Genomic DNA, 19,899 nt, shown 5'->3' on the forward strand with positions numbered 1-19,899 from the left:
TTCGCATTATGTCGAGGCGGCAACGTGATGACTCTCCGGCAGCGTACAAAAGTACCTGACCGGGATTCATGACGGCAGCCAATAAAGAGATAGCGCGAAGGGGGATGTGTAAAAAAAGAAAAGCAAGCTCAGGAGATAGAACGATGATTACTCTGCGCAAACTTCCACTGGCTCTCGCCATCGCGGCAGGCGTGCTGTCTGCACAGGCGGGTGCTGTTGATTTCAAAGGTTACGCCCGTTCGGGGATTGGCTGGACCGGCAGCGGCGGCGAGCAGCAATGCTTCCAGGCCACTGGTGCAGGTTCCAAATACCGTCTCGGTAACGAATGTGAAACCTATGCAGAATTAAAACTCGGTCAGGAAGTGTGGAAAGAAGGCGATAAAAGCTTCTACTTCGACACGAACGTTGCGTACTCAGTCGCGCAGCAAAATGACTGGGAAGCTACTGATCCAGCATTTCGTGAAGCCAACGTACAAGGTAAAAACCTGATTGATGCGCTGCCGGGCTCCACGATCTGGGCAGGTAAACGCTTCTATCAGCGTCATGACGTACATATGATCGACTTCTATTACTGGGACATCTCCGGCCCGGGTGCTGGTCTGGAAAACGTCGATCTCGGCTTTGGTAAACTCTCTCTGGCCGCAACCCGTTCGACGGAAGCAGGCGGCTCCGCTACCTTCGCCAGCAACAGTATTTATGATTACACCGAAAAAACGGCTAACGATGTGTTTGATGTGCGTCTGGCACAGATGGCAGTCAACCCGGGCGGTACATTAGAGTTCGGCGTTGACTATGGCCGCGCCAATACCCGTGACGGTTACCATTTATACGATAATACCGAAACGAAAGATGGCTGGATGTTCACCGCTGAACACGTTCAGAGCATGCTGAAAGGCTATAACAAATTTGTCGTGCAGTATGCGACCGATGCGCTGACATCACAGGGCAAAGGGTTATCGCAAGGCTCCGGTATTGGCATCGAGGGCAATAGTAAACTGCCTTATAGCGCCAACAACAACGGCTCCCTGCTGCGTATCCTCGACCACGGTGCAATTTCTCTGGGTGATAATTGGGATCTGATGTACGTCGGTATGTATCAGGACATTGATTGGGATAACCAGAATGGTACCAAATGGTGGACCGTCGGCGTGCGCCCAATGTACAAATGGACACCAATCATGAGCACCTTGCTGGAAGTCGGTTATGACAACGTCAAATCCCAGCGCACTAACGACACCAACAATCAGTACAAAATCACCCTTGCGCAACAGTGGCAAGCAGGCGACAGCATCTGGTCTCGTCCGGCAATCCGTGTATTCGCAACTTATGCGAAATGGGATGAAAAATGGGGCTACAACACCAGCGATAATCCGGGCACGAATGCCAACTATGGTCTGGCAACCCGCAATGGTACGGGCGGCTCAAGCTTCGGTCGTGGCGACAGCGACGAATGGAGCTTCGGTGCCCAGATGGAAATCTGGTGGTAAGTTTTTCCCTCATGCAATGACCAAAAGAGGGGCGAAAGCCCCTCTACTCCTGATAAACAGCGCGCTATTGCCTGGCCACCGCTGTTTCGCATCCTGAAGGTGATAACAATGAAAATGAAAAAAAGTCTCATCGCTCTGTGTCTCTCCACGGGTTTGCTGGCGGGCACACCGGGTATCAGTTTTGCTGATGTGAATATCGTCCCACAGAACACCGCGGCAGCGCCGTCGATTCCAAACTCTGCACTTCAACAACTCACCTGGACACCTGTCGATACGTCCAAAAGCCAGACGGTTCGGCTTGCAACAGGTGGGCAGCATCTGAACGTCGCGGGCATAACCGGTCCCGTTGCGGCGTTTAGCGTGCCTGCCAATATTGGTGAGCTTACGCTGACGCTTTCCAGCGATGTTAATAAAAATACAGGGGTTTTTGCGCCAAATGTGCTGGTATTTGATCAAAACATGTCGCCTGCGGCTTATTTCCCCAGTAGCTATTTTACCTACCAGGAGCCGGGGGTATTAAATGCTGACCGTCTGGAAGGGGTTATGCGCCTGACGCCTGCGCTGGGCCAGCAGAAGCTCTATATCCTTGCGTTTACGACCGAAAGTGATTTGCAGAAAACCACCACACTGCTCGATCCGGCCAAAGCCTATGCTAAAGGCGTGGGCAACGCGATCCCTGATATCCCCGATCCGATTGCCCGTCATATTGCTGACGGAGTGGTAAACCTGAAGGTAAAAAATAGTAGTGGTTCCAGTGTGTTAGTCGGCCCGCTGTTTGGCTCTTCTGGCCCGGCTTCCGTTACCGTGGGCAACACCGCTGCACCGGCTTACAACACGCAACCGGCTCCTGCCGCCGCGCCCGCTGCGGCTCCTGCGCCAGTGGCGAAAAGCGAGCCGATGCTCAACGATACAGAGAGCTACTTTAACCAGGCCATCAAACAAGCCGCTTCCAAAGGTGATATTGATAAGGCGCTGAAATTATTGAATGAAGCAGAACGCCTCGGGTCGAAATCCGCCCGTGCCACTTTTATCAGCAGTGTAAAAGGCAAGGGGTAATCTCTCCCCACAATGCTGATATTTGCAGCAACTGGTGCGTCGCCTGACGCACCTTTTTTTCCGGCGCAGATGCGCGCTGTTGCGCATCTGTTGCGCTGATGAAAACTGAATGAAGTTTCCCCGCCCCGTGCGCCGGTTCTGCGATACAATAACGCTACGTTATGTACCGGAGAGTAAGGCATGTCACACCCTGCGCTTACGCAACTGCGTGCGCTGCGCTACGTAGACGCAATTCCCGCGCTTGAACCGCAACTGCTCGAGTGGCTGTTGCTGGAAGATTCAATGACCAAACGTTTTGAGCAACAAGGCAAGACGGTCAGCGTTACGCTGATTCGGGAAGGCTTTGTGACGGTGGATGAGATCGCCGAAGAACGCGACAGTCTGCCGAAGGAGGATCGTTACTGGTTGCGGGAAATTATTCTCTGCGCCGACGGGGAGCCCTGGCTCGCCGGACGCACCGTGGTGCCGGAATCTACGCTGAGCGGTCCGGAACTGGCGCTGCAAACCCTGGGTAAAACGCCGCTTGGGCGATATCTCTTTACCTCATCTACGCTTACGCGTGACTTTATTGAAATCGGTCGTCATGAGCAGCTCTGGGGACGCCGTTCCCGTCTGCGTCTGGGCGGGAAACCGCTGATGCTGACCGAACTGTTTTTGCCTGCATCGCCGCTGTACTAAGAGGAAAAGAAAATGGAGTGGAGTCTCACGCAGAATAAGCTGTTGGCCTTTCACAGGCTTATGCGTACGGACAAACCAATTGGCGCTTTGTTGCTGCTGTGGCCAACGCTGTGGGCGCTGTGGGTGGCGACGCCGGGCGTGCCGCCGCTGTGGATTTTGCTGGTTTTTGTCGCGGGCGTCTGGCTGATGCGCGCTGCCGGTTGTGTCGTCAATGACTATGCGGATCGTAAATTCGACGGTCATGTTAAACGCACGGCAAATCGCCCGTTGCCAAGCGGCGCGGTAACGGAAAACGAAGCGCGCGTGCTGTTTGTGGTGCTGGTGCTGCTGGCCTTCGCGCTGGTGCTGACGCTAAATGTCATGACCATTTTGCTCTCCGTCGCGGCGCTGGCGCTAGCGTGGGTTTACCCGTTTATGAAGCGCTATACGCATCTGCCGCAGGTGGTGCTAGGCGCGGCGTTCGGCTGGTCGATTCCGATGGCGTTTGCGGCCGTGAGTGAATCTGTACCGCTGAGCTGCTGGATTATGTTTCTCGCCAACATCCTGTGGGCGGTCGCGTATGACACGCAGTATGCGATGGTTGACCGTGACGATGATGTGAAGATTGGCATCAAGTCGACGGCAATTCTGTTTGGTCGTTTCGACAAGCTGATTATCGGGATATTGCAGGTGGCAGTGCTGATGCTGATGGCGTCGATTGGCTGGCTGAATGGGCTGGGCTGGACCTACTACGGGACGGTGCTGATCGCCGGTGCGCTGTTTGTTTACCAGCAAAAGTTGATTGCCGGGCGTGAGCGTGATGCCTGTTTTAAAGCGTTTATGAACAATAACTATGTAGGGCTGGTGCTGTTTTTAGGGCTGGCGTTAAGTTACCTGCATTTGCCTTGAGTTTTTTCCCCTCTCTGACAAGAGAGGGGAACATTTACCCTCACGCTTCCGCTTGCGTCGCGCTCTCAATCGTCAGACGCACATCCGACGTTATCAAATCCGCCAGCATCTGGTACACGTTTAAGGTACGCGCCGGATCCGCATCGCCGGTATCGCTGATATAACCTTCATCGCGTAGCGTCAGCACCAGCGTACTGAACACCGCTTTATCGAAGAACTCCGGTGCGTTGATACCGTGCAGCACCGACAGGCGCTGCGCCAGCGTACGGCTCTCTTTTTCCAGCGTACTGCGGTTCATCGCCGGGTTGGCGCTCAGCAGCCAGAAAGTGATGGCATAACGCTGTAAGGTTTCTCGCGCGCCTGCCGCCAGCAGTTGCAAGGTGCGGGAGTGCGCCGGATTGATGCTCAGACGATCGTCTTTCACCGTCAACAAGCCCTGGCGCAGCAGCTCTTGCGTCAGGTTCTCCAGCACTTGCGCCAGCTCCGCTTTTTCCCAGCGCAGGAACAGCTCGGCTTTCAGCATCGGGTAGAGTAACTCGACGTGGCGCAGGATCTCGCTACGGGAGATAGCGCGATGCTGGGTGACAATCGCCGCCAGCAGCGACGGCAGCATCAGCATATGCGCAATGTTGTTGCGGTAGTACGTCATCAACACCGCCTGCTCACGCGGCAGAATGATGATATCGCCGATGGTGTCTTTTTCGACTTCGAACTTGTTCATCTGCAGCGCGTGGTCGATAAGCTCGCTGGCGCTGGCCGACGGGGTGGTCGAATCCGGCGAATAAGGCACGTTGCGCATCAGCTCAAGATAGCAGCTTAACTGCTCGGTCAGTTGCTCGCGGGTCAGCGAACGCTGGCGGGAAGCCAGCAGCGCCGTACAGCACAGGTTCATGGCGTTAGCCGCACCAGCGTTGTTGATGCGCACCATCAGATCAGCGGCAATGGTGTTCACCGTTGGTGTTAACCACGCCGGACGGATGGATTCAATGGGATCGATGGCTTCGCGCCACTCCGGAACATGGTGGTTCAGGTAGTTCATCAGCGGAATGGGTTCGCCGAAGTTCACATAGCCCTGACCGAGGTTACGCAGCTTGCTTAAACCACGCAGCATCTGCAACAGGCTCTCTTTCTCTTTTGTCGCGCCACGCAGCTCTTTGGCGTAAGTGCCCACTTCCATCACGTGTTCATACCCGATGTAAATCGGCACCAGCGTGATGGGGCGCGTACCGCCGCGCAGCATCGCCTGAATGGTCATCGACAGCGTACCAGTTTTCGGATCCAGCAAACGTCCGGTGCGCGAACGCCCGCCCTCAACGAAGTACTCTACCGAATAACCGCGGCTGAACAGCTCACCCAGATATTCGCGGAACACGGTGGAATAGAGCTTGTTGCCTTTAAAGGTGCGGCGAATGAAGAAAGCGCCCAGGCGGCGGAAAATCGGCCCGGCGGGCCAGAAATTCAGGTTGATACCGGCAGCGATATGCGGCGGCACCAGCCCCTGGTGATAGAGCACATAGGAGAGCAGCAGGTAGTCCATATGGCTACGATGGCAGGGCACATAGACAATTTCGTGACCGTCGTGCGCCAGCTGGCGTACGCGCTCTGCATTATGCACATTGATGCCCTGATAGAGACGGTTCCAGGTAAAACCCAGAATGCGGTCGGTCAAGCGGATCATCTCGTAGGAGAAGTTCGCGGCGATCTCTTCCATCAGCGCGATGGCGTTTTGCTGCGCTTTATCATGGGAGATTTTTTTGCTGCGCGCTTCATCTTCGACCGCGCGGGCAATCGCTTTAGAAGAGAGCAATTTGTTAAACAAATCCTGACGCGCCGGCAGACGTGGGCCTACTGCGGCCAGACGCTGGCGGGCAAAGTGCATACGCGCCACGCGCGCCAGTTTTTGCGCGATAATTTTATCGGTGCCGTGCTCCGTCGCCATACGGCGCAGCGAAACCGGCGGTGAAAAACGCACAAAGCTGTCGCGGCCAAGCCAGGAAACAGCAAAGAATTTCTGGATGCCGTTCAGCATGCGCAGCGGCGGATTAATTTCGCCTTTTTCACGTCCGGGCGAACGGCCAAACATCACCGATACCGGCACCATTTGCACGTCCAAATCGGGATGGCTGCGGTGTAGATCCAGGTAGTCGTGGAACAGCTTGATCGACTCTTCTTTTGGCGCGTAATAAGTGAACACGCGCGGCCCACCGTGGATAAACACGAAACGCGGCAGCAACGCGCCGTCGATTTCCAGCGGTTCCAGCGGATCGGGCAACTCATGCGCCAGACACTGCGCGCGTAAAGTCAGTAAATCTGCCTTTGAGTTATAAGGCAGCACGTACATGATGGGGCGTGATGTATCGAGACCCAGTTCCTGTGCAGGTTCTGCGGGGATCGATTTACTTTTTACCAGCACGCTTAATGGTAAATTCAGTAATTTGTAGTAAATTCGTGGCCAGCCGGACATAAAGGATGTAAAGCCTCTGGTTAATAGTGCCATTGCGCCGCAAGAATATCAGAAAGCGCACATAATTTCTGTTGTACCGCTGCGCGCTTGCTGAGACATTGACGCCAATTTAATAAAAAGGTTCTTTTAAATGGCTAATAATACCACCGGTTTCACCCGGATCATTAAAGCCGCTGGATACTCCTGGAAAGGCGTTCGCGCCGCCTGGATTAATGAAGCGGCATTTCGTCAGGAGTCCGTTGCGGTTATCCTGGCAATTATAATCGCTTGCTGGCTCGATATTGACACAATGACGCGCGTACTGCTGATTGGTTCTGTGACGCTGGTAATGATTGTCGAAATTCTGAACAGCGCTATCGAAGCCGTGGTAGACAGAATTGGTTCGGAATTCCATGAACTTTCCGGGCGGGCGAAGGATATGGGGTCGGCGGCGGTGCTGATGTCCATCCTGCTGGCGCTGTTTACTTGGATCGCATTACTGTGGTCACATTTTCGATAACGCTTCCAGAATTCGATAACGCCCTGGTTTTTTGCTTAAATTTGGTTCCAAAATCGCCTTTAGCTGTATATACTCACAGCATAACTGTATATACACCCAGGGGGCGGGATGAAAGCATTAACGGCCAGGCAGCAAGAGGTGTTCGATCTTATTCGCGATCGCATCACTCAAACCGGTATGCCACCAACGCGTGCGGAAATCGCACAGCAATTGGGGTTCCGTTCCCCAAATGCGGCGGAAGAACACCTCAAAGCGCTGGCGCGCAAAGGGGTTATCGAAATCGTATCTGGCGCATCACGCGGCCTTCGTCTGCTGCTTGAAGAAGAAGAGGACGATATCGGCTTACCGCTGATTGGTCGCGTCGCTGCGGGTGAGCCGCTGCTGGCTCAGCAGCATATCGAAGGCCATTACCAGGTCGATCCGAGTCTCTTTAAACCTCATGCGGATTTCCTGCTGCGCGTTAGCGGTATGTCGATGCGTGACATTGGCATTATGGATGGCGATCTGCTGGCGGTGCATAAAACGCAGGATGTGCGTAACGGCCAGGTCGTTGTAGCGCGCATTGAAGACGAAGTGACCGTCAAGCGTTTAAAAAAGCAGGGTAACACCGTCGAACTGTTGCCGGAAAACAGCGAGTTTTCCCCGATCGTTGTCGATCTTCGCGATCAAAACTTCACCATCGAAGGGCTGGCGGTCGGTGTTATTCGTAATGGCGCGTGGTTGTAACGCACATTCGCTTTGCTGCGGGGCGGGTTCAGGTTCCGCAGCGATCTCCTCTTTTCCCTCATTAAATTTCACATTCAAACCATGCCACTGCTAACCGCATCTGACAAAGCGCTCTGGCGGCTTGCGCTGCCGATGATCTTCTCGAATATCACTGTCCCATTACTGGGGCTGGTGGATACGGCGGTAGTGGGGCATCTGGACAGCCCGGTTTACCTGGGTGGTGTGGCGATTGGTGCAACGGCGACCAGTTTTCTCTTTATGCTGCTGCTCTTTTTGCGCATGAGCACCACCGGCCTGACAGCTCAGGCGTTCGGCGCGAAAAATGCGCCCGCGCTGGCGCGTGCGTTAGTCCAGCCTTTGCTGCTGGCGCTAGGGGCCGGCGTGTTGATTACCCTGTTGCGCACGCCGCTTATCGACCTGGCGCTGCATATCACTGGCGGTAGCGAGGCGGTACTGGAACAGGCGCGACGGTTCCTGGATATTCGCTGGTTGAGTGCGCCTGCTTCGCTGGGCAATCTGGTGTTGCTCGGTTGGTTGCTCGGCGTGCAGTATGCGCGTGCACCGGTGATATTGCTGGTGGTGGGGAATCTGCTCAACATCGTGCTCGATGTGTGGCTGGTCATGGGGCTGCATATGAATGTGCAAGGTGCGGCACTTGCCACGGTCATTGCAGAATACGCCACCTTCGCTATTGGTTTATGGATGGTGCGACACGTACTGGTAATGCGCGGCATTTCATTGCTGACGCTGAAAAATGCATGGCGCGGTGGCGTACGGCGCTTGCTGGCGCTGAACCGCGATATCATGTTGCGTTCGCTGCTGCTGCAACTCTGCTTTGGTTCGATAACGGTGTTTGGTGCCCGGCTCGGGGATGAGACGGTGGCGGCAAATGCGGTGCTGATGATGTTTTTAACCTTTACCGCCTATGCGCTGGATGGTTTCGCGTATGCGGTTGAGGCGCACTCCGGGCAGGCTTACGGTGCCAGAGACGGCAGTCAATTGATGCATATCTGGCGGGCTGCCTGCCGGCAGGCCGGTCTGGTGGCGCTGTTCTTTGCCGTTGTGTATGCAGTGGCGGGTCAGCAAATTATCGGGCTGTTAACATCGTTACCCGCGCTGCAACAGCTTGCCGGACATTATCTGATTTGGCAGGTTATCTTACCGTTGGTGGGGGTGTGGTGTTATCTGCTGGACGGTATGTTTGTCGGTGCCACGCGCGCGGCCGAAATGCGTAACAGTATGGCAGTGGCGGCGGCGGGGTTTGCCGCTACGCTACTCACCGTGCCTGTTTTGGGCAATCACGGTTTGTGGCTGTCACTTGCTGTATTCCTTGCTCTGCGTGGGCTGACGCTGGCGCTAATATGGCGTCGTCACTGGCGTAACAACAGTTGGTTTGCTGCCAGCGCTCCTTCCTGATAGCGCTTTATTTTCTAAGGTAACGCTCCGATTTTCTCGTCTCGTTTACGCTACTTTTATCTTGTTAAATGGTTAAAGATTCCGAATAAAATTCATAATGCCGAATCCCTGACTACAATAATCAGTACGTTCAGCACGGTGAGAACGTCATTTTAACCGAACGATAAGGAGTCCATGATGAATAAAGACGAAGTCGGCGGTAACTGGAAACAGTTTAAAGGCACAGTGAAAGAGAAATGGGGCAAACTCACCGACGATGATATGACTATCATTGAAGGTAAACGTGATCAGTTGGTGGGTAAAATCCAGGAACGTTACGGTTACGCAAAAGATCAGGCGGAAAAAGAAGTGACGGACTGGGAAACGCGTAATGATTACCGTTGGTAGCCAGCACATCCCCTCAAATGTGTTAACCCTCTAAAGGCTACCCTGCCCGAAGGTACAAGGATGTACCACCCCTCCAGATTCCATATTTATTAACTCTAACTACATTGTTTTGCGCACAAACTTCCTGATTTTGTGCTCTTATCGCATCCCTCTGTCTGCCTCGTTTTACCAACAGTTCGCCCGACCCAGAGCTCCCGCAGCATGCACTTGCTCGCCGCCATTAAAATGCGAAACCTGGCGGGTTGTGTTGCAGGTAATAAAGAGCTGATAAAAGACGGGAAACCATTATCGCGGTTTTTTCTTTAGCGGGACGCTATGGTCATGGTGGCAGTGATCGTGATGGCGGCAGGCTTCCACTTCCACGCAGGCCGCACACAGGCCATGGGCTTCAATCACATTATGACGCAGGGCAAAACCCATTTTCGCCGCCAGCGCATGCATAATATCTTCCACACCTTCGGCCTGCTCTTCTTTCACCGAACCGCAGCGGTCGCAAATAAACATCGCAGAAGTATGCGTCGGCTGATCAAAAAGGTGGCACAGCACGTAACTGTTGGTGGACTCAACCTTGTGGACAAAGCCTTGCTCCAGCAGGAAATCAAGCGCGCGGTAAACTGTCGGCGGTTTTGCTTGCGGTTCGCTCTCGCGCAGCAGGTCGAGCAAATCATACGCGCTGATCGCCCCTTGTTGCAGGCTCAGTAATCGCAACACTTCAAGGCGCTGGGGAGTCAGGCGCACATTGCGCTGCGCGCACAGCTTTTCAGCCTGCACTAACATCTCTTGCGAAGTGGTCTTATCCATTGGCGCCCTCGGGGTGGTGGGAACAGAAACCCACACTTTACCATGTCCTGCCCAAAACGCCGAGATCGCCGCCCGTAAACTCCTTTTCTCACTTTCCTTCCCGAAACGAATTTCCTCTTCTATAAATATTGAGAGTTTCCTCAATAACTATAACGTTCATATATATCCTGTACGTTCACATGATTTAGCTTCTTTTTTGGTCGTTGTTCGCAGCAATAGTGAATTCCTGTTTCTTTTAAAATAAACAGGCTTAAAAAAACTCATCTGGCTACGAGACACATATTGTGAATAAAAAACGTAAACTTTCAGTGGTCGCTATCGCTGTCTCCTTCTTTGCAGCAAATCAGGCAGGAGCAGCCAATACCTGGGCAGAAGCACGTAACGATGCAATGGGAGGAACCGGTGTTGCATCGGCAAATTATGGTAGTGGGGCACTCATCAACCCGGCGCTGCTGGCGAAAGCCAAGCCGGAAGATGACGTCACGATTATCCTGCCGAGCGTGCAGGCGCAAATTACCGACAAAGATAACCTTCGCGATGAAATCGATAACATCAATGACAAAATTGATGGTTACAAGGATGTGGTCGATAACCTGACCGCCGCACAGATCATTGCTAACCCGATTGGTACATTAAATCAGTTCCAGGGGGCGGCGAAAGATTTGGCTGACGAACTGGTGTTCCTGAAAGGCAAAACCGCGCAGGCCAAAGCCGCTGCCGGGCTTGCCGTTAGTATTCCCAATGATGTGCTTTCGCTGGCCTTTGTTACCAAAGCCTACGCCCACGCCCGTGTCAGCTCGAATATCGATCAACAAGATATTGATTACCTGCGCGGCATTCAGAACAACGACGGCATTGCTTTGAGCGAAGCGCTGCGGGCGGTTGTCTCGCCAAACGGTAGCGAAGAGATCACCAAAAACCTTAACTCTACCGCTGCCGGTCGTGCGGCAATCGTCTCTGACTTTGGTATCGCCATGGCGCGCCAGTTTGAAGTCGCTGGCGTGCCGTTGTCCCTTGGCGTGACGCCGAAACTGCAAAAAACGTGGGTCTACAACTACACCGCGTCTATTTATGACTATAAGAGCAGCGACCTGAGAGACAGCCGTTATCGTACCGATGACACAGGCTTTAACATCGATGTCGGTGCTGCGGCAGATCTTAGTGAAAACATCACTGTGGGCTTAACCGGCACCAACCTTATCTCGCGCGATATCGATACACAGAATATTCGAATTCGCAATGGTAGAACCGGTGTGGTCACCAATTACAAAGATACCTACCAGATTAGCCCGGTAGTGACGGCTGGCGCGGCCTGGCATAATGAGCTGGTGACATTAAGCGCCGACGGGGATTTAACCGAAACCAAAGGCTTTAAGAGCGAGAAAAACTCCCAGTACGTGGGCGTTGGTGCGGAAGTTCGCCCGCTTAGCTGGCTGGCGGTGCGGGCCGGTTACCGTGCGGATGTGAAAGGTGATGATAAAAACGTCTTCACAGGCGGTGTCGGTTTTGCACCGTTTAACCGTGTCCATGTCGATTTGATGGGTCTGGTTGGTGAAGATGAAACCTGGGGCGCAGGCGCACAGCTAAGCGTCACATTCTAAGATGTTCTGGCCGGAGGCTTGATGCCTCCGGTTCTTTTTTATGGCTTATAAATCAGATGATTAAGCCAAGAAGTGGAATTAAATGTTGCTCATCTTGGCATAGCTGGTCATCAAATTGCCGTAATCAGGAATATGAGTACAGAAAAGATTGCCCAACCCTTCAATATCGTTACGCCAGTCGCGGTGTAACTCGCAGGCAACACCAAACCAGGTCATCAACTGCGCCCCGGCCTGCGACATACGGTTCCATGCTGAATGACGGGTAATTTCATTAAATGTACCTGACGCATCGGTGACGACAAACACCTCGAAGCCCTCTTCCAGCGCAGATAACGCCGGAAATGCCACGCAAACTTCCGTTACGACTCCCGCAATAATCAACTGCTTCTTACCCGTTGCTTTTACGGCTTTCACAAAATCCTCGTTATCCCAGGCGTTGATATTACCAGGACGAGCAATGTAGGGCGCCGCAGGCAATTGTGTTTGCAGTTCCGGCATGAGAGGGCCATTCGGGCCAGTCTCGAAGCTGGTTGTCAGAATGGTGGGTAGCTTAAAATATGTAGCGAGGTCGGCCAGCGCCAGCACGTTGTTTTTGAATTTATCCGGATCGAGATCCCGGACCAGTGATAGCAAGCCCGTTTGATGATCGACGAGCAACACAGCGGCATTGTTTTTATCAAGACGTACATACGGTTTAGTCATTTTCCTTAACTCCCTTTGACCTGTTACGGTTATAAATAGCTTTCGCTATTAATGAACATTTCCTATGCCTACCAAAAATGTTAGGTAGTGGTTTCGTTTTGTACAAGGCGACCCCGGGCATATATCCATAACAGATGCTGACCATGCATTGTGTCAGCGGGTTTACGTGCTTCCTCTATGCTAGAATAATGCCCCGCTATTTCAGACGCTGGCGATTGCCGGACCTGAGTGGAAATCAGATACGACAAACCTTTTTAACTGTCCAAAATGCACGGTAACCCTGAAATGACAAACCCCCATCAAACCAACGCAACGACGCTCAATTCCACTCAACACTGGAATGGCCGGTTTAGCGTGGCGCCGATGCTCGACTGGACGGACAGACATTGCCGCTACTTTTTGCGTTTGCTGTCGCGCCAGACGTTGCTCTACACCGAAATGGTCACCATCGGTGCCATCATTCATGGCAAGGGGGATTACCTGGCGTACAGCGAAGAAGAACATCCGGTCGCGTTGCAGCTCGGCGGCAGCGATCCGGCGCAGCTTGCCCATTGTGCAAAGCTGGCCGAAGCGCGCGGGTATGATGAAATTAACCTCAACGTCGGGTGTCCGTCCGATCGTGTGCAGAATGGTCGTTTCGGCGCGTGTCTGATGGGCGAAGCGCAACTGGTGGCGGATTGCATTAAAGCGATGCGTGATGTGGTGTCGATTCCGGTCACTGTCAAAACGCGTATTGGCATTGACGATCAGGACAGCTACGAATTTCTCTGCGATTTTATTGGCACCGTGGCCGGAAAAGGCGAGTGCGAAAGCTTTATCATCCATGCGCGCAAAGCGTGGCTTTCGGGGTTAAGCCCGAAAGAGAACCGGGAAATTCCGCCGCTGGACTACCCGCGTGTGTATCAGCTGAAACGTGATTTTCCGCACCTGAAAATGGCCATTAACGGCGGTATCAAATCGCTGGAAGAAGCCAAAGCGCATCTGGAGCATATGGATGGCGTGATGGTCGGTCGTGAAGCGTATCAGAACCCTGGCATACTGGCGTCTGTTGACCGCGAGATCTTTGGCGCAGACGTGGCGGATGCCGATCCGGTCGCCGTGGTGCGCGCGATGTATCCCTACATTGAGCGCGAGCTGAGCCAGGGCGCGTATCTCGGACATATCACACGGCATATGCTGGGGCTGTTTCAGGGCGTTCCCGGCGCGCGTCAGTGGCGTCGTTATCTGAGTGAAAATGCGCATAAAGCCGGTGCGGATATCGCGGTAGTGGAACACGCGATCAACCTGGTGGCCTCAAAGCGTTAAAGTTTCACCAAAAGGTAGTCAAATTCACTAAGCTCCGCCTTCTGTTGCGGAGCTTTTTTATTGATAAATAAGCTAATTTTTTCCTGGCATGGTTCTTGTAATAACCGGGGAGTTACCTCTTTGGGAGATCCATCATGCTGGAATTACTGTTTATCGTGGGCTTTTTTATCATGTTGCTGGTGACCGGCGTTTCGCTGCTGGGCATCATCGCGGCGCTGCTGGTGGCAACGGCTGTTATGTTCCTCGGCGGGCTTTTCGCGTTGATGATCAAGCTATTGCCATGGCTGCTGCTGGCCGTCGCCGTTGTCTGGATTATCCGTGCCGTGAAAGAACCGAAGCTCCCACGTTATCAACGCAATAACCGCTGGCGTTACTAAAGTATTGCGTGGTTCGTCACATACCGAAGACTTTTCCCGGTACATTGCTTAGAACCGAATAGGATTTACTTATTAAATCTGTCACTATCGCGACGTTAACGAATTCATCGCGCTGTACCCTACAATGCAGCCGAACTAAAAAAGAAAGGGCTTCCCACGGGAAGCCCTAATTCTTTCAGGCGATTAGCTTAAGGGATCAACAGACTGGAGCCCTGCGTCGCCCGACTCTCCAGCACTTCATGCGCCCGCTGTGCATCGTGCAGCGCGAACTTCTGGCTCTCAGCCACATCCACTTTGATAACCCCGCTGGCAATCAGCGAAAACAGCTCATTACTGGCTTCCTGCAACTCTTCCCGGTTAGTGACATAGCCATTGAGGGAGGGGCGCGTGGCGTAGAGCGAGCCTTTCTGGTTAAGAATACCCAGATTCACGCCGGTCACCGGGCCGGAAGCGTTACCGAAACTGACCATCAGCCCACGACGGCGCAGACAATCAAGTGACGTCTCCCAGGTGTCTTTCCCTACCGAGTCATACACCACCGCCACCTTTTTACCGCCGGTGAGTTCTTTGACACGTTCCACCACATTCTCTTCGCTGTAGTTGATCACCTGCCAGGCACCGGCCTGTAACGCGCGCTGCGCTTTTTGCGCGGAACCCACGGTGCCAATCAGTTTCGCGCCAAGAGCTTTTGCCCACTGGCAGGCAATCAACCCGACACCACCGGCGGCAGCATGGAACAGGAACATTTCATCTGGCTTGATTTCGTAGGTTTTGCGCAGCAGATAAAACACCGTCAGACCCTTCAGGAATGACGCCGCAGCTTGTTCGAAGGAGATCGCGTTCGGCAGCACCGCGACTTTATCCGCCAAAACGTTATGCACCGAGCTATACGCACCCAGGCCCGATTGCGCATACACCACGCGATCACCCACTTTCACCTGCGTGACGCCGCTGCCCACTTTGCTTACCACGCCTGCCGCTTCGGTGCCCAGCCCGCTTGGTAACGCTGGCGGCGGATATAATCCGCTACGGATATAGGTATCGATATAGTTGATACCAATGGCTTTATTTTCTACCTGCACTTCGTTTTCCGCTGGCGCTGCGGGGGTGAACTCAACCGCTTTAAGCACCTCAGGCCCACCATGCTTTTGAAATTCTATTCTCGTCGCCATGCTTCCTCCTGATGTGATAATCTCTCAACCCATTCATTACCCGGATAGCTCCATTCACTATGGCAGGAAATAAACCCTTCAACAAACAGACTGAAACCCGCGACGTACAGCTCGAGGGGATGAAAGTGCCTCCGCATTCTATTGAAGCGGAGCAGTCGGTGTTGGGCGGTTTAATGCTGGATAACGAGCGTTGGGATGATGTCGCCGAACGCGTCGTGGCGGATGATTTTTATACGCGCCCGCACCGCCATATTTTTACCGAGATGCACCGCCTGCAGGAGATGGGCAAACCCATCGATCTGATAACGCTTGCAGAATCGCTGGAGCTGCAGGGGCAACTGGACATTGTCGGCGGCTTTGCTTACCTGGCGGAGCTCTCGAAAAATACGCCAAGTGCTGCGAACATCAGTGCCTATGCCGATATCGTGCGTGAACGTGCGGTAGTTCGTGAAATGATTTCGGTGGCGAATGAAATCGCCAACGCCGGTTTTGATCCGCAGGGGCGCAGCAGCGAAGATCTGCTCGACCTTGCCGAATCCCGTGTTTTCAAAATCGCCGAAAGCCGCGCGAATAAAGACGAAGGCCCGAAAAACATCGCCGATGTGCTTGAAGCGACCGTTTCGCGCATCGAACAGCTTTTCCAGCAGCCGCACGACGGTGTCACCGGTGTTAACACGGGCTACGACGATCTTAATAAGAAAACGGCAGGTTTACAGCCGTCGGATTTGATTATCGTTGCCGCGCGTCCGTCGATGGGTAAAACGACATTTGCGATGAACCTCGTCGAAAACGCGGCGATGTTGCAGGATAAACCGGTATTAATCTTCAGTCTGGAGATGCCCTCCGAACAGATCATGATGCGTTCGCTGGCCTCCCTTTCACGTGTCGATCAGACGCGTATTCGTACCGGCCAACTGGACGATGAAGACTGGGCGCGCATCTCCGGCACCATGGGCATCCTGCTGGAAAAACGCAACATCTATATTGATGACTCTTCCGGCCTGACGCCGACGGAAGTCCGTTCCCGTGCGCGGCGCATCGCTCGCGAGCATGGCGGCATTGGGCTTATCATGATCGACTACCTGCAACTGATGCGTGTACCGTCGTTGTCGGATAACCGTACGCTGGAAATCGCCGAAATCTCCCGCTCGCTAAAAGCGCTGGCGAAAGAGTTACAGGTGCCGGTGGTGGCGCTGTCGCAGCTTAACCGCTCGCTGGAGCAGCGCGCCGACAAACGTCCGGTGAACTCCGACTTGCGTGAATCCGGCTCCATCGAGCAGGACGCCGACTTGATCATGTTTATTTATCGTGACGAGGTTTATCACGAAAACAGTGACTTAAAAGGCATTGCAGAAATCATTATTGGTAAACAGCGTAACGGCCCAATTGGTACCGTGCGTCTGACATTTAACGGGCAGTGGTCGCGCTTTGATAATTATGCAGGGCCACAATACGACGACGAATAAATCCTCTTCATCCTTCGCATTCCAGGGACGTTGACCGCGTCCGTGGATCCCGGTCGCCTGGTTTATACCAAACCGCCGGGATCGACGGACTTGTCGTCTTCCTGTAGACGAATGATGTTGACGATTGCTTGATAGGGTAATGTAAATGCAAGCGGCAACCGTAGTAGTTAACCGCCGCGCTCTGCGACACAATCTGCAACGCCTGCGTCAACTGGCTCCCGCCAGCCGCGTGGTTGCGGTCGTGAAAGCGAACGCCTATGGACACGGTCTTCTCGAGACCGCGCGAACGCTCCCCGATGCCGATGCTTTCGGTGTCTCCCGTCTTGAAGAAGCCCTGCAATTACGCGCGGGCGGCATCACACAACCGATTTTGCTGCTGGAAGGTTTCTTCGCCGCCAGCGATCTGCCATTGGTCGCTGAACACCAGCTTCACACGGTTATTCATAGCCTTGAACAGCTGGAAGCGCTGGAAACCGCAACGCTGAAAGCGCCGGTGACCGTGTGGATGAAGCTCGATACCGGTATGCACCGCCTGGGCGTACATCCGCACGAGGCTGAGGCGTTTTATGCGCGCTTGTCACAGTGCAAAAATGTGCGCCAGCCAGTTAACGTTGCCAGCCATTTTGCCCGCGCCGACGAACCGGAATGCGGCGCAACAGAGCGCCAGCTTGATATCTTCACCACCTTTACTGACGGCAAACCTGGTCTGCGTTCCATAGCCGCTTCTGGCGGTACGCTGCTGTGGCCGCAATCGCACTTCGACTGGGTTCGCCCTGGCATTATTTTGTACGGTGTTTCGCCGCTCGAGAGTAAACCGTGGGGTGCCGATTTCGGTTTTCAGCCAGTCATGACGCTGACTTCGCAACTGATCGCCGTGCGCGAGCATAAAGCTGGCGATGCGGTGGGCTATGGCGGCACGTGGGAAAGTACGCGCGACACGCGTTTAGGCGTGGTGGCGATGGGCTATGGCGATGGCTATCCGCGCGCTGCGCCTTCCGGCACGCCGGTGCTGGTTAATGGTCGCGAAGTGCCGATTGTTGGTCGTGTGGCGATGGATATGATTTGCGTTGATCTCGGCCCGGATACGCAAGACAAAGCCGGTGATGAAGTGGTGCTGTGGGGCGAAGGTTTACCCGTTGAACGCATTGCTGAAGCAACAAAAGTGAGTGCTTACGAACTTATCACGCGCCTGACTTCGCGGGCGACTTTAAAATACATCGACTAAAAGGATTGCGCCTTGTCGCCAATGGAAATCGCCGCCTGCCTGGCTTATGCCCTCTCTGTATGGCTTGCCGCGCGCAACAATATGCACACCTGGTGGACGGGGATTATTGGCTGCGTGCTGTATGGCTGGGTGTTCTACTCCGTACAGCTCTACGCCGATGTCACGCTGCAACTGTTCTTTATCGCCAGCAGTATTGCCGGGTGGATCAACTGGCTGAAAGGCAACCACGGCAGCGAACTGGCGGTGCGTAAAACGCCGCTTAACCATTTGTTGCTGATGTTAGCGGGCGCGCTGGTTGTCGCCGGCTGTTACGCCTGGCTGTTGCACCGCTTTACCAACGCGTGGTCGCCGTGGCTGGACTCCGCCATTATGGTTTTCAGCGTGCTCGCGCAATTTATGCTGATGGGGCGCAGGCTCGAAAGCTGGTATTTCTGGCTGCTGGTTAACACCATTGCCGTGCCGCTGTATGCCGCCCGCGATCTCTGGCTCTCCGCCGGGTTATATCTTGTCTTCTGGTGTAACGCCTGGCATGGTCTGTATCAATGGCGCAAAGCGATGGCCGCGCGATGAAACGCTTTGCCAGCGGGTTGATCGTCGGTAAATTTGCGCCGTTACACTGCGGCCACGAACGATTGATTAACGCCGCGCTGGAACAGTGCGAACGCCTGTGGATCGTCAGCTACTCTGTGCCAGAGTTGCCTGGATGCGAGCCGGAAAAGCGTGAACGCTGGCTTCGTGCGCGTTTTCCGCAATGCGACATTCTGGTTCTCACCCCCCAGCGTCTTGCTGATTATGGCTTGAGCACGCCACCGCATAACGAGGCCGACGGCGATCTGCATCGCCACTATATGGCTGATATCTGTTTGCAGGTGCTGCACTGCCAACCGCAGGCGGTTTTTACCGCCGAAGAGTACGGCGACGGCTTTGCCCGCGTACTCAGCGAACGCTTCGCCAGCCCCGTCGTACATGTCCGTTTGCAGCGTGAGCAAGGAGAGCAGGCACCTTCCGGCACACTGATTCGCAGTGATGTTCACCGCTGGCGGCAGATGTTAGCGCCTGTTGTTTACCGGGATTTCGTTCAGCGCATCTGCCTGCTGGGTGGCGAGTCGACCGGCAAAAGCACGCTGAGCATCGCACTGGCGCAGGCACTGGAGACGGCGTATGTGGCGGAATATGGCCGCGAGCGCTGGGACGAAAAGGGCGGTGAACTGGTTTATGACGATATGCTGGCGATTGCACAAACGCAGGTACAGCGTGAAGAAGCCGCCGATGCCCGGCAGTGGCTGGTATGTGACACCTCGCCGCTAACAACGTTGTTTTATACGCTGGCGATGTTTGGCCACGCGCCGGATGCGCTCTATGCACTGGCGCAGCGGCATTATCACCTCGTGGTGCTGTGCGACGACGATTTTCCGTTTGTGCAGGACGGCACCCGCCAGGATGAAACCTTCCGCCAGCGTCAGCAGGCCTGGTACAACGCACAGCTGACGCAACGCGGCATTCCCTTTCTGCGTGTTCGTGGTTCGGTAAGCGAGCGTGTGGCGCAAATACTGGCCGCGCTGCGCGGCTAAATCGCTTATTTTTTATCATCGCAGTTGCTGCTCTCGATCTTCCTCTGCTTCCGGTTTATTGTGGTGGTTCTTGCCTAC

The 19,899-nt window shown here is 54.1% G+C and carries 19 protein-coding genes; 15 read left to right on the top strand and 4 right to left on the bottom strand.

From position 1 onward, the window contains the following. Window positions 1-143: 143 nt before the first annotated feature. From H650_RS15725 to ubiA, 4 genes are all read left to right on the top strand, one after another. Entirely contained in the window at window positions 144-1,487 is a 1,344-nt protein-coding gene (locus H650_RS15725) for a maltoporin (RefSeq protein ID WP_020456109.1), read from the top strand. Between the two features lie 108 nt (window positions 1,488-1,595). Beyond that, window positions 1,596-2,543, top strand: a complete 948-nt coding sequence (gene malM / locus H650_RS15730; protein WP_020456110.1) for a maltose operon protein MalM — start codon at window positions 1,596-1,598, stop codon at window positions 2,541-2,543. A gap of 180 nt (window positions 2,544-2,723) precedes the next feature. Next, window positions 2,724-3,221 carry a chorismate lyase gene (ubiC, locus tag H650_RS15735; protein WP_017459433.1) on the top strand — a complete coding sequence of 166 codons (498 nt, stop codon included), beginning with the start codon at window positions 2,724-2,726 and terminating at the stop codon, window positions 3,219-3,221. A gap of 12 nt (window positions 3,222-3,233) precedes the next feature. Then, entirely contained in the window at window positions 3,234-4,109 is an 876-nt protein-coding gene (gene ubiA / locus H650_RS15740; RefSeq protein WP_020456111.1) for a 4-hydroxybenzoate octaprenyltransferase, read from the top strand. 40 nt (window positions 4,110-4,149) lie between these two features. Here the strand turns inward: ubiA and plsB are convergent, their stop codons facing one another. After that, window positions 4,150-6,573 carry a glycerol-3-phosphate 1-O-acyltransferase PlsB gene (gene plsB, locus H650_RS15745; protein WP_020456112.1) on the bottom strand — a complete coding sequence of 808 codons (2,424 nt, stop codon included), beginning with the start codon at window positions 6,571-6,573 and terminating at the stop codon, window positions 4,150-4,152. A 130-nt stretch (window positions 6,574-6,703) separates the two neighbouring features. On the opposite strand from plsB, the gene H650_RS15750 reads away from it, so the two are divergent. From H650_RS15750 to H650_RS15765, 4 genes are all read left to right on the top strand, one after another. Next, window positions 6,704-7,072, top strand: a complete 369-nt coding sequence (locus H650_RS15750) for a diacylglycerol kinase (RefSeq protein WP_020456113.1) — start codon at window positions 6,704-6,706, stop codon at window positions 7,070-7,072. 108 nt (window positions 7,073-7,180) lie between these two features. Further along, window positions 7,181-7,798: a transcriptional repressor LexA gene (gene lexA / locus H650_RS15755; protein ID WP_017459437.1), complete on the top strand. Its 618-nt coding sequence runs from the start codon at window positions 7,181-7,183 to the stop codon at window positions 7,796-7,798. Between the two features lie 81 nt (window positions 7,799-7,879). Then, complete coding sequence (gene dinF / locus H650_RS15760; protein ID WP_044489772.1) at window positions 7,880-9,214, top strand: MATE family efflux transporter DinF; 1,335 nt, start codon at window positions 7,880-7,882, stop codon at window positions 9,212-9,214. Window positions 9,215-9,391: 177 nt separating this feature from the next. Further along, window positions 9,392-9,601: a CsbD family protein gene (locus H650_RS15765; protein ID WP_007372427.1), complete on the top strand. Its 210-nt coding sequence runs from the start codon at window positions 9,392-9,394 to the stop codon at window positions 9,599-9,601. Between the two features lie 285 nt (window positions 9,602-9,886). On the opposite strand, the gene zur is transcribed toward H650_RS15765, so the two are convergent. Further along, window positions 9,887-10,402, bottom strand: a complete 516-nt coding sequence (gene zur / locus H650_RS15770) for a zinc uptake transcriptional repressor Zur (RefSeq protein ID WP_020456115.1) — start codon at window positions 10,400-10,402, stop codon at window positions 9,887-9,889. Between the two features lie 284 nt (window positions 10,403-10,686). Here zur and H650_RS15775 point away from each other — a divergent pair, with 284 nt between their 5' ends. Continuing rightward, on the top strand, window positions 10,687-12,003 hold the full coding sequence (locus H650_RS15775) for a conjugal transfer protein TraF (RefSeq protein ID WP_020456116.1): 1,317 nt from the start codon (window positions 10,687-10,689) through the stop codon (window positions 12,001-12,003). Window positions 12,004-12,081: 78 nt separating this feature from the next. On the opposite strand, the gene ycaC is transcribed toward H650_RS15775, so the two are convergent. Next, complete coding sequence (ycaC, locus tag H650_RS15780; protein WP_020456117.1) at window positions 12,082-12,705, bottom strand: isochorismate family cysteine hydrolase YcaC; 624 nt, start codon at window positions 12,703-12,705, stop codon at window positions 12,082-12,084. A gap of 267 nt (window positions 12,706-12,972) precedes the next feature. Between ycaC and dusA the strand changes: the two genes are divergently transcribed. After that, entirely contained in the window at window positions 12,973-14,010 is a 1,038-nt protein-coding gene (gene dusA, locus H650_RS15785) for a tRNA dihydrouridine(20/20a) synthase DusA (RefSeq protein ID WP_020456118.1), read from the top strand. Between the two features lie 134 nt (window positions 14,011-14,144). Beyond that, window positions 14,145-14,387 (top strand): envelope stress response protein PspG, encoded by a 243-nt coding sequence (gene pspG / locus H650_RS15790; RefSeq protein ID WP_020456119.1) that lies wholly within the window; start codon window positions 14,145-14,147, stop codon window positions 14,385-14,387. Between the two features lie 188 nt (window positions 14,388-14,575). On the opposite strand, the gene H650_RS15795 is transcribed toward pspG, so the two are convergent. Further along, window positions 14,576-15,559 (bottom strand): quinone oxidoreductase, encoded by a 984-nt coding sequence (locus tag H650_RS15795; protein ID WP_020456120.1) that lies wholly within the window; start codon window positions 15,557-15,559, stop codon window positions 14,576-14,578. Between the two features lie 59 nt (window positions 15,560-15,618). Here H650_RS15795 and dnaB point away from each other — a divergent pair, with 59 nt between their 5' ends. From dnaB to H650_RS15815, 4 genes are all read left to right on the top strand, one after another. Continuing rightward, entirely contained in the window at window positions 15,619-17,025 is a 1,407-nt protein-coding gene (dnaB, locus tag H650_RS15800; protein WP_017459445.1) for a replicative DNA helicase, read from the top strand. A gap of 145 nt (window positions 17,026-17,170) precedes the next feature. Further along, window positions 17,171-18,250, top strand: coding sequence for an alanine racemase (gene alr / locus H650_RS15805; RefSeq protein ID WP_020456121.1), 1,080 nt, complete (start codon window positions 17,171-17,173; stop codon window positions 18,248-18,250). Window positions 18,251-18,262: 12 nt separating this feature from the next. Further along, window positions 18,263-18,820 carry a nicotinamide riboside transporter PnuC gene (gene pnuC, locus H650_RS15810; RefSeq protein ID WP_189660071.1) on the top strand — a complete coding sequence of 186 codons (558 nt, stop codon included), beginning with the start codon at window positions 18,263-18,265 and terminating at the stop codon, window positions 18,818-18,820. Next, entirely contained in the window at window positions 18,793-19,821 is a 1,029-nt protein-coding gene (locus tag H650_RS15815; protein WP_020456123.1) for an AAA family ATPase, read from the top strand. Before pnuC ends, H650_RS15815 begins: the two co-directional genes overlap by 28 nt. Window positions 19,822-19,899: the final 78 nt, after the last annotated feature.

The sequence above is a fragment of the Enterobacter sp. R4-368 genome, from assembly GCF_000410515.1.
Lineage (GTDB): Bacteria > Pseudomonadota > Gammaproteobacteria > Enterobacterales > Enterobacteriaceae > Kosakonia.

Excerpts from the sequence above, each read along its gene's own strand:
- H650_RS15725 (WP_020456109.1), top strand. The coding sequence starts at position 144 with ATGATTACTCTGCGCAAACTTCCACTGGCTCTCGCCATCGCGGCAGGC.
- malM (WP_020456110.1), top strand. The coding sequence starts at position 1,596 with ATGAAAATGAAAAAAAGTCTCATCGCTCTGTGTCTCTCCACGGGTTTG.
- ubiC (WP_017459433.1), top strand. The coding sequence starts at position 2,724 with ATGTCACACCCTGCGCTTACGCAACTGCGTGCGCTGCGCTACGTAGAC.
- ubiA (WP_020456111.1), top strand. The coding sequence starts at position 3,234 with ATGGAGTGGAGTCTCACGCAGAATAAGCTGTTGGCCTTTCACAGGCTT.
- plsB (WP_020456112.1), bottom strand. The coding sequence starts at position 6,573 with ATGTCCGGCTGGCCACGAATTTACTACAAATTACTGAATTTACCATTA.
- H650_RS15750 (WP_020456113.1), top strand. The coding sequence starts at position 6,704 with ATGGCTAATAATACCACCGGTTTCACCCGGATCATTAAAGCCGCTGGA.
- lexA (WP_017459437.1), top strand. The coding sequence starts at position 7,181 with ATGAAAGCATTAACGGCCAGGCAGCAAGAGGTGTTCGATCTTATTCGC.
- dinF (WP_044489772.1), top strand. The coding sequence starts at position 7,880 with ATGCCACTGCTAACCGCATCTGACAAAGCGCTCTGGCGGCTTGCGCTG.
- H650_RS15765 (WP_007372427.1), top strand. The coding sequence starts at position 9,392 with ATGAATAAAGACGAAGTCGGCGGTAACTGGAAACAGTTTAAAGGCACA.
- zur (WP_020456115.1), bottom strand. The coding sequence starts at position 10,402 with ATGGATAAGACCACTTCGCAAGAGATGTTAGTGCAGGCTGAAAAGCTG.
- ycaC (WP_020456117.1), bottom strand. The coding sequence starts at position 12,705 with ATGACTAAACCGTATGTACGTCTTGATAAAAACAATGCCGCTGTGTTG.
- dusA (WP_020456118.1), top strand. The coding sequence starts at position 12,973 with ATGCACGGTAACCCTGAAATGACAAACCCCCATCAAACCAACGCAACG.
- pspG (WP_020456119.1), top strand. The coding sequence starts at position 14,145 with ATGCTGGAATTACTGTTTATCGTGGGCTTTTTTATCATGTTGCTGGTG.
- H650_RS15795 (WP_020456120.1), bottom strand. The coding sequence starts at position 15,559 with ATGGCGACGAGAATAGAATTTCAAAAGCATGGTGGGCCTGAGGTGCTT.
- dnaB (WP_017459445.1), top strand. The coding sequence starts at position 15,619 with ATGGCAGGAAATAAACCCTTCAACAAACAGACTGAAACCCGCGACGTA.
- alr (WP_020456121.1), top strand. The coding sequence starts at position 17,171 with ATGCAAGCGGCAACCGTAGTAGTTAACCGCCGCGCTCTGCGACACAAT.
- H650_RS15815 (WP_020456123.1), top strand. The coding sequence starts at position 18,793 with ATGGCGCAAAGCGATGGCCGCGCGATGAAACGCTTTGCCAGCGGGTTG.